Annotated in this window: 4 protein-coding genes and 1 tRNA gene; 2 read left to right on the plus strand and 3 right to left on the minus strand. The window is 37.1% G+C overall.

Annotated elements, in window-relative coordinates:
* The 3 genes from tnpA to G634_RS0114555 form a co-directional block, all read right to left on the minus strand.
* Positions 1-234, minus strand: a 234-nt coding sequence (tnpA, locus tag G634_RS0114545) for an IS200/IS605 family transposase (RefSeq protein ID WP_026505878.1), incomplete at its 3' end; no start/stop codon positions are given.
* Between the two features lie 151 nt (positions 235-385).
* On the minus strand, positions 386-1429 hold the full coding sequence (locus G634_RS0114550; protein ID WP_026505879.1) for a hypothetical protein: 1044 nt from the start codon (positions 1427-1429) through the stop codon (positions 386-388).
* Positions 1430-1932: 503 nt separating this feature from the next.
* Positions 1933-2005, minus strand: a tRNA-Pro gene (locus tag G634_RS0114555).
* A gap of 174 nt (positions 2006-2179) precedes the next feature.
* Here G634_RS0114555 and G634_RS0114560 point away from each other — a divergent pair.
* Together G634_RS0114560 and G634_RS19455 are read left to right on the plus strand one after the other, a co-directional pair.
* A complete protein-coding gene (locus tag G634_RS0114560) occupies positions 2180-3307 on the plus strand; it encodes a cation diffusion facilitator family transporter (RefSeq protein WP_026505880.1) in 1128 nt (375 codons plus the stop codon).
* Between the two features lie 77 nt (positions 3308-3384).
* Positions 3385-6123, plus strand: coding sequence for a translation factor GTPase family protein (locus G634_RS19455; protein WP_051234077.1), 2739 nt, complete (start codon positions 3385-3387; stop codon positions 6121-6123).
* Positions 6124-6533: the final 410 nt, after the last annotated feature.

Below are 6533 nucleotides of genomic sequence, written 5' to 3' on the forward strand. Positions count from 1 at the left end.
CTTACATTCTATAAGCATATGTATATGGTCGGGCATTGTTTCCATAGCAAGGATTTTAATGTCTAAATCTTCGGCTGTACGGTAAAGATGTTCTTTAACATCTGACTCTATATTGCCAATAATGACCTTCTTACGATACTTGGTGCACCATACTATATGGTACTGTAAGCAGTATACATAACCTCTACCATGAGTTACATCTGAATTTATTGTAAATATTCCATCTTTATCCATGTCTACATAATACCATACGTAATTAGCAGAGTCAAGAAAAGGCGGCTAACTCATGACTAAAGTCACGAGTTAGCCGCCAATGTTATCAATCCTTTATTAGATAATACTAATGTCACCAATAGCATCATCTATGTCATGAATAGCATTCTTCTTATATCTGACTGTCAACAGTGCTGCCCTTAACATCATTTGAAAGTAAGCTCAGCTTATTGAGAATATTCGTAATTTCAGAATTGACAGCATTCTGCATATTCTCCATTGATGCACTCTCAGAAACAATAGTTCTCTGCACATCCTCTGCTTCCATGCTGTCAGCTTCTGCACGTTCTCTTCTTGCAATAGCACGTTTTGTATCTGCACTTGTCCTCTGGGACTCTATCGCGTGTTCCTTGAGATTTTCTATCATTTCCTGTTGCATAGCTTCTTTTTCGAGTTTCTTTGCCTCTTCCTTCTTCTCTTCTTTCTTCTTTTCGGCAGCTTCTTTGGCTTCTTCCTCGCGTTCCTTCTGCTCTTCGTCTACATGCTCAACAGCTTCCTGTGTCAAAAGAGCTATAGCCTCTTCGCCCACTGCTTCCATAATATCTTTTGCTTCATCCTGAGCTTTAAGCATATCCTGTGATTTTGCACGTTCTCTTTTTATATCTGCATAACCCTGAACATTTCCCGTCTGCTGAGCTTTTGCTCTATCAATGTCAAGAGAGTTCTGCTGATTTGCTGCCACATAATAAAGTGCTTTTTGCTGATACTCCGACATTTTACTAATCTCTTCATCAGATAATCCGTAGTCAGCATTATTCATCTTAGCCGCCAACTTCGACAGTTCCTTACTCTCTTCACCTTCCGGATCAATACCATATTCTTCCTGAAGTTCTTTTAACTTGGCGTTATTTTCCATCGTGTTCGCAGTCTTTTCGTTGATCTCGTCCTGAAGGCGCTTTATCTCATCTTTAATAGACTGCATCTGTGCATCCAGCTTCTTTTCTCCGCCAAATGCATCGGAAACCACCTTGAGTGCCTGTTTTCTGGCCAGGCCCTGCCTCTGCTGAACAAGACTTTCCCCTTTCAGATTAGCACCGGATACAGAGGACAAATTGCCGCTCTTATATGCAGTCTTCCCTACCTCAGTGGTCGACTGGGCATTATTCTGGTTTTGGAAAGGATTTATTTGAACATCCGTGTTCTGTTGTATTCTCATAAAGCACCTCCACTTATGGCAAAACTGATACTATATATTTCCTGACTAATATCTTTTACCTGTCTACTACAATATATTTATGGTTAATCCCCATTACAGCCAGTAAGGAATTATCCATCTACAGAAGTAATATTGATTCCTGTCATAATCATTTACCTCCTTGTACATAATCTATTATTGCTTAAAGAAATAGTTATCTACTTCTATTTCGGCTAAAATCATACAAATGCTTATAATGCTTCTATCATGTTTCAATAATATATCCTTACATCTTTTTTATCGATAACATACATTAATGGTTAATAGCTGTTATTAAACTTTTCATTTATTCATCTAGGGATAATGTCCTTAACACTAGTACATTGAAGCAACAAGCAAATCAGCCGAGAAGTACTTCCAAAACAATTTGAAAGAACCTCTCGGCTGATTAGTTAAAATATTTTCTTACACAATTTCTAAAAAAGGGCAAAGAAAAAGCCGCTTAACAAGCGGCTTCCAATCAATCGGAGTGACGTGATTCGAACACGCGGCCCCTACCTCCCTAAGATAGTGCTCTACCATCTGAGCCACACCCCGACGCAAAAAGTAATATATCATAGTATTACTGACAATGCAAGCATATTTTCCCATATTTTGTGATAAAATACTATTGATTGAACTTAGACTAACATCTTAGTTTCATGCACAATTAGTCACATATAAATAAAACCAGCTTATCATTAACACCATCTTCATAAAAAGGAGGCTCATATGCCGCAACAATTATCTAAAGAAAAAAGAGATTCTATCATAATAAAAACAAGCATAATCGGTATAGCTACAAATATTTTACTAGCTTCTTTCAAAGCTTTTGTAGGAGTATTGTCATCTTCAATTGCAATCATTCTAGACGCCGTTAATAATCTAAGTGATGCGATGTCTTCTGCTATCACTATCATAGGAACTAAACTTGCAGGAAAATCACCTGACAAGAAACACCCTTTTGGATACGGACGAATTGAATATTTAAGTGCTGCCATTATTTCTGTAATCGTACTCTATGCAGGTACTACAGCACTTGTTTCCTCTATAAAAAAGATAATAACCCCTGAGCTTCCAAACTATTCTGCATCAACTCTCATAATAGTTACAAGCGCTGTTGTAATCAAATTTATTCTAGGAAAATATGTTAAGAAAACAGGAGAAAAAGTTTCCTCTGATGCTCTCATTGCTTCCGGCCAGGATGCAGCAATGGATTCCGTTATCTCTGCATCTACACTTGTTGCCGCATTTATTTTCATTTTCACGGGTTTTTCGCTTGAAGCTTTTCTAGGTGCTATTATTTCTCTTTTTATCATCAAAGCAGGTCTTGAAATGTTAAAAGGAACTTTAAGTGAGATTCTAGGAGAAAGACTCACTCCTGCACGTTCAAAAGAAATCAAGAAATTCGTATCCAGTATTGAAGGCGTAAACGGAGCCTATGACCTTCTTGTGCACAACTACGGTCCCAATACCGAAGTTGCTTCAATCCACATAGAAGTTGATGATACAATGAACGCAGCAGATATTGATAAACTAAGTAGAACAGTTGAAGCAAAAGTCTATCAGAAATTCAACATAATCATCTCTGCTATCGGAGTATATGCTTCCAATACTTCTGACAATGTAGCTTCCAGGATGAGAAAAGAAATTTCTGAAATAGTAACCGAAAGCAAATATGTTCTTCAAATGCATGGTTTTCACCTTGACGAAGATACAAAGAACATTGTCTTCGATCTTGTAGTAAGCTTCGAAATCGAAGACAAGGCAGCATTCAAAAAAAATCTTATAACAAAGCTTGAAAACAAATACGAAGGTTACAAATTCAATATCAAATTTGATATCGATATTAGTGACTAAATTTGCATAAAAAATACAACAGTAACGATTACTGTAAAAACATAAATATAGAAATAAAGATTGAAAGGCAACTATAAATGACCAACACAACTCCACTCAACATTGGAATATTAGCGCACGTTGATGCAGGAAAAACAACTCTGTCAGAAGCTCTTCTCTATGCATCTGGAACACTAAAAAAAATCGGAAGAGTAGACCACAAGGATGCTTTTTTGGATACCTATGATTTAGAAAAAAGCCGCGGCATTACTATTTTTTCCAAGCAAGCAAGGCTTACAGCATTTGAAAGAAATATTACGTTACTTGATACTCCAGGGCATGTAGATTTTTCTCCTGAAATGGAACGAACTCTCCAAGTTTTGGATGCGGCCATACTCGTTATCAGCTCGCAAGATTCTTCCAATGCTCATGTTAAAACACTATGGTCATTGTTAAATCATTACAACGTTCCAACCTTTATTTTTGTAAATAAGATGGATCAGGCAGGCGCCAATAAAGATATCATCTTAAAAACACTAACCTCTTCTTTAAGTTCTCACATAGTAGATTTTACACTAGAAATGGAATCAGAAGAGTTTCAAGAAGCTATAGCAGTATGCGATGACAACTTAATGGAACAATACCTGGAAAATGCTTCTATAAATGACAGCAATATTTCAGACCTTATAGACGATAGGAAACTTTTTCCATGCTTTTTTGGAAGTGCTTTAAAACTTGAAGGAATAGACTTTTTCCTCGAAAAAATATGCAAGTTTTGTAAAATAAAACACTACCCGGATGAATTCGGTGCCAAAGTTTACAAAATTGCAAGAGATGATGATAATACTCGTCTTACCTACTGTAAAATAACAGGAAGTGGATTGAAAGTTCGCGATATGATAAAAACTGTCAATCCCAAAACAAACGAAGTTCTCGAAGAAAAAATCGCTCAAATAAGACTATATTCTGGAAACAGCTTCAAACTGGTAACAAGCGTTCCTGCAGGAACTGTCTGTGCAATTACAGGTCTTTCGACTACAAAAGCCGGAGAAGGTCTAGGATACGAGCAAGAAAGTACACAAGAGCTTCTAGAACCTATTCTAAACTGCAGAATCATTTTAACTGATGATGAAGACCCTTACAAGGTATATATGCAGCTTTTGGAATTACAAGAAGAAGAGCCCATGCTTCATGTCTACCGGATTGAGCAAACATGCGATATATATGTACGCGTAATGGGAAAAGTCCAAATGGAAATATTGAAACATTTAATGCTGACTCGTTTCAATACAGATATAGATTTTGGAGAAGGTCGCATCATTTATAAGGAAACAATCGAAAGCACCGTTGAGGGTGTAGGCCATTTCGAACCTCTAAGACACTATGCAGAAGTTCATCTTCTACTGACACCTACAGGAATTGGCAGCGGATTAACGTTTGACTGTAACTGTTCAACTGATATTCTGGCAAAAAACTGGCAGAGACTAATATTGACTCACCTTCAGGAAAAAAAACATGTTGGAGTCCTCACAGGCTCAGAAATTACCGATATGAAAATAACTCTCACAAGTGGGCGTGCGCATAATAAACATACTGAAGGCGGAGATTTCAGGCAGGCAACCTACAGAGCTGTAAGACAAGGGTTAATGATGGCAAAATCAATACTCTTAGAGCCTGTATATCGTTATGAATTAAACATTTTACAGGAACATGTCGGAAGAGCTATGACTGATCTTCAGCAAAAAAACGCTACGATTGAGCCACCCATTATCGAAAATGGGAAAGCTATCCTCAAAGGAACTATTCCAGTTGCATGTCTTGGAAACTACGCAGAAGAAGTCAGAAGCTATACAAAGGGAGAAGGTTCTATTTCCTGCTTTCTCAAAGATTATGAACCATGCCATAATGCAGAAGAAGTAATAGAAAGCTTTGCTTATGATCCCGAAGCAGACCTTAATAACCCGCCAGGATCAGTCTTTTGCTCTCACGGAGTCGGAACAGTCATCCCATGGAATGAAGTCCGACATTATATGCATGTTGAATCAGAATTCTTATTCGATGAAGAAAAGAATTCTTCAAACGATTTAGATTATAACGAAGAATTTATGAAATCCTTCAATCGAAAGGATCTTGAAAAGGAAGATAACAGAAGTTTTTCAGAAAAACAAAGGGATATTCTTGCAAGCGAAAAAGAATTGCATGATATATTCGAACGCACCTATGGTAAAATTCCTGAAAGAAACTACAACAAAGACAAGGATAGAAATTACAATTTCGATTACATAGAAAAGGAAAAAGGTATATCCGATTCAAAATATGATGAAAAAATATTAGCAAAGCAAAAGAAAAATGCTTCTTTAAAGAAATTCCTCTTAGTTGACGGCTACAACGTTTTATTCGCTTCGCCTTATTTAAACGAGCTAGCTCAAAAGGATTTAAAAGGCGCTAGGGATAAACTTTGCGATATTTTATCGAATCACCAGGGAACTTGCAGTGAACATATAATCTTAGTTTTTGATGCCTACAAAGTTGAGGGAGGAAAAGAAAGTATAAGCAGATACCACAATATTGATATTGTCTATACCAAAGAGGCTGAAACCGCCGACCAATATATAGAAAAAACATCACACATCCTGCAAAAAAACTACACTGTCAGAGTCGCCACATCGGACTCTGTGGAACAGCTTATAATATATGGTGCAGGTGCTGTAAGACTTTCAGCAAGGGATTTCTGGAATGAAATAGAAAATTCTAAAGTCAGCCTTAGAAATGACCATCTTGAAAAGTCAAGCACAAAACTTCATAATTATGTGCTTGGACCAGATTTCAAGGAATAAACCAGACCATGAATTCTGAATGAAAGTGACAATAACCTATAGATTTTTGTCACTGCGTTCCAAAAAACACGCAAACTGGCCATTTAAAAAGGCTTCGCCTTGGACCAGTTTGCCGCTTGACTTTTGTTCTCACGAAACTCGCAGTAAATGCGAGTTTCTGAATGAAGTTGACAAGAAGTCATGACTTCTTGCTGAGATTTAGGATAATCATCAGCAAGAATCCTGCTTCGCAGGACAAAATTTCTCTTAACGACAAATTTTGGTCTGGTACGGTTTTTGATTTTCCTGATGAAAACAAAAACCTATAGATTTTTGTTTTTATGTAGTCCGTTTTGATGGTTGTATATTTCGTCGCAGACGCGCTTTCGCTTGATTATAAACGTAATGGTTCATAAGATGCTAAAAGACAG

The sequence above is a fragment of the Butyrivibrio sp. NC3005 genome (assembly GCF_000424545.1).
Lineage (GTDB): Bacteria > Bacillota > Clostridia > Lachnospirales > Lachnospiraceae > Butyrivibrio.

Excerpts from the sequence above, each read along its gene's own strand:
- G634_RS0114550 (WP_026505879.1), bottom strand. The coding sequence starts at position 1,429 with ATGAGAATACAACAGAACACGGATGTTCAAATAAATCCTTTCCAAAAC.
- G634_RS0114560 (WP_026505880.1), top strand. The coding sequence starts at position 2,180 with ATGCCGCAACAATTATCTAAAGAAAAAAGAGATTCTATCATAATAAAA.
- G634_RS19455 (WP_051234077.1), top strand. The coding sequence starts at position 3,385 with ATGACCAACACAACTCCACTCAACATTGGAATATTAGCGCACGTTGAT.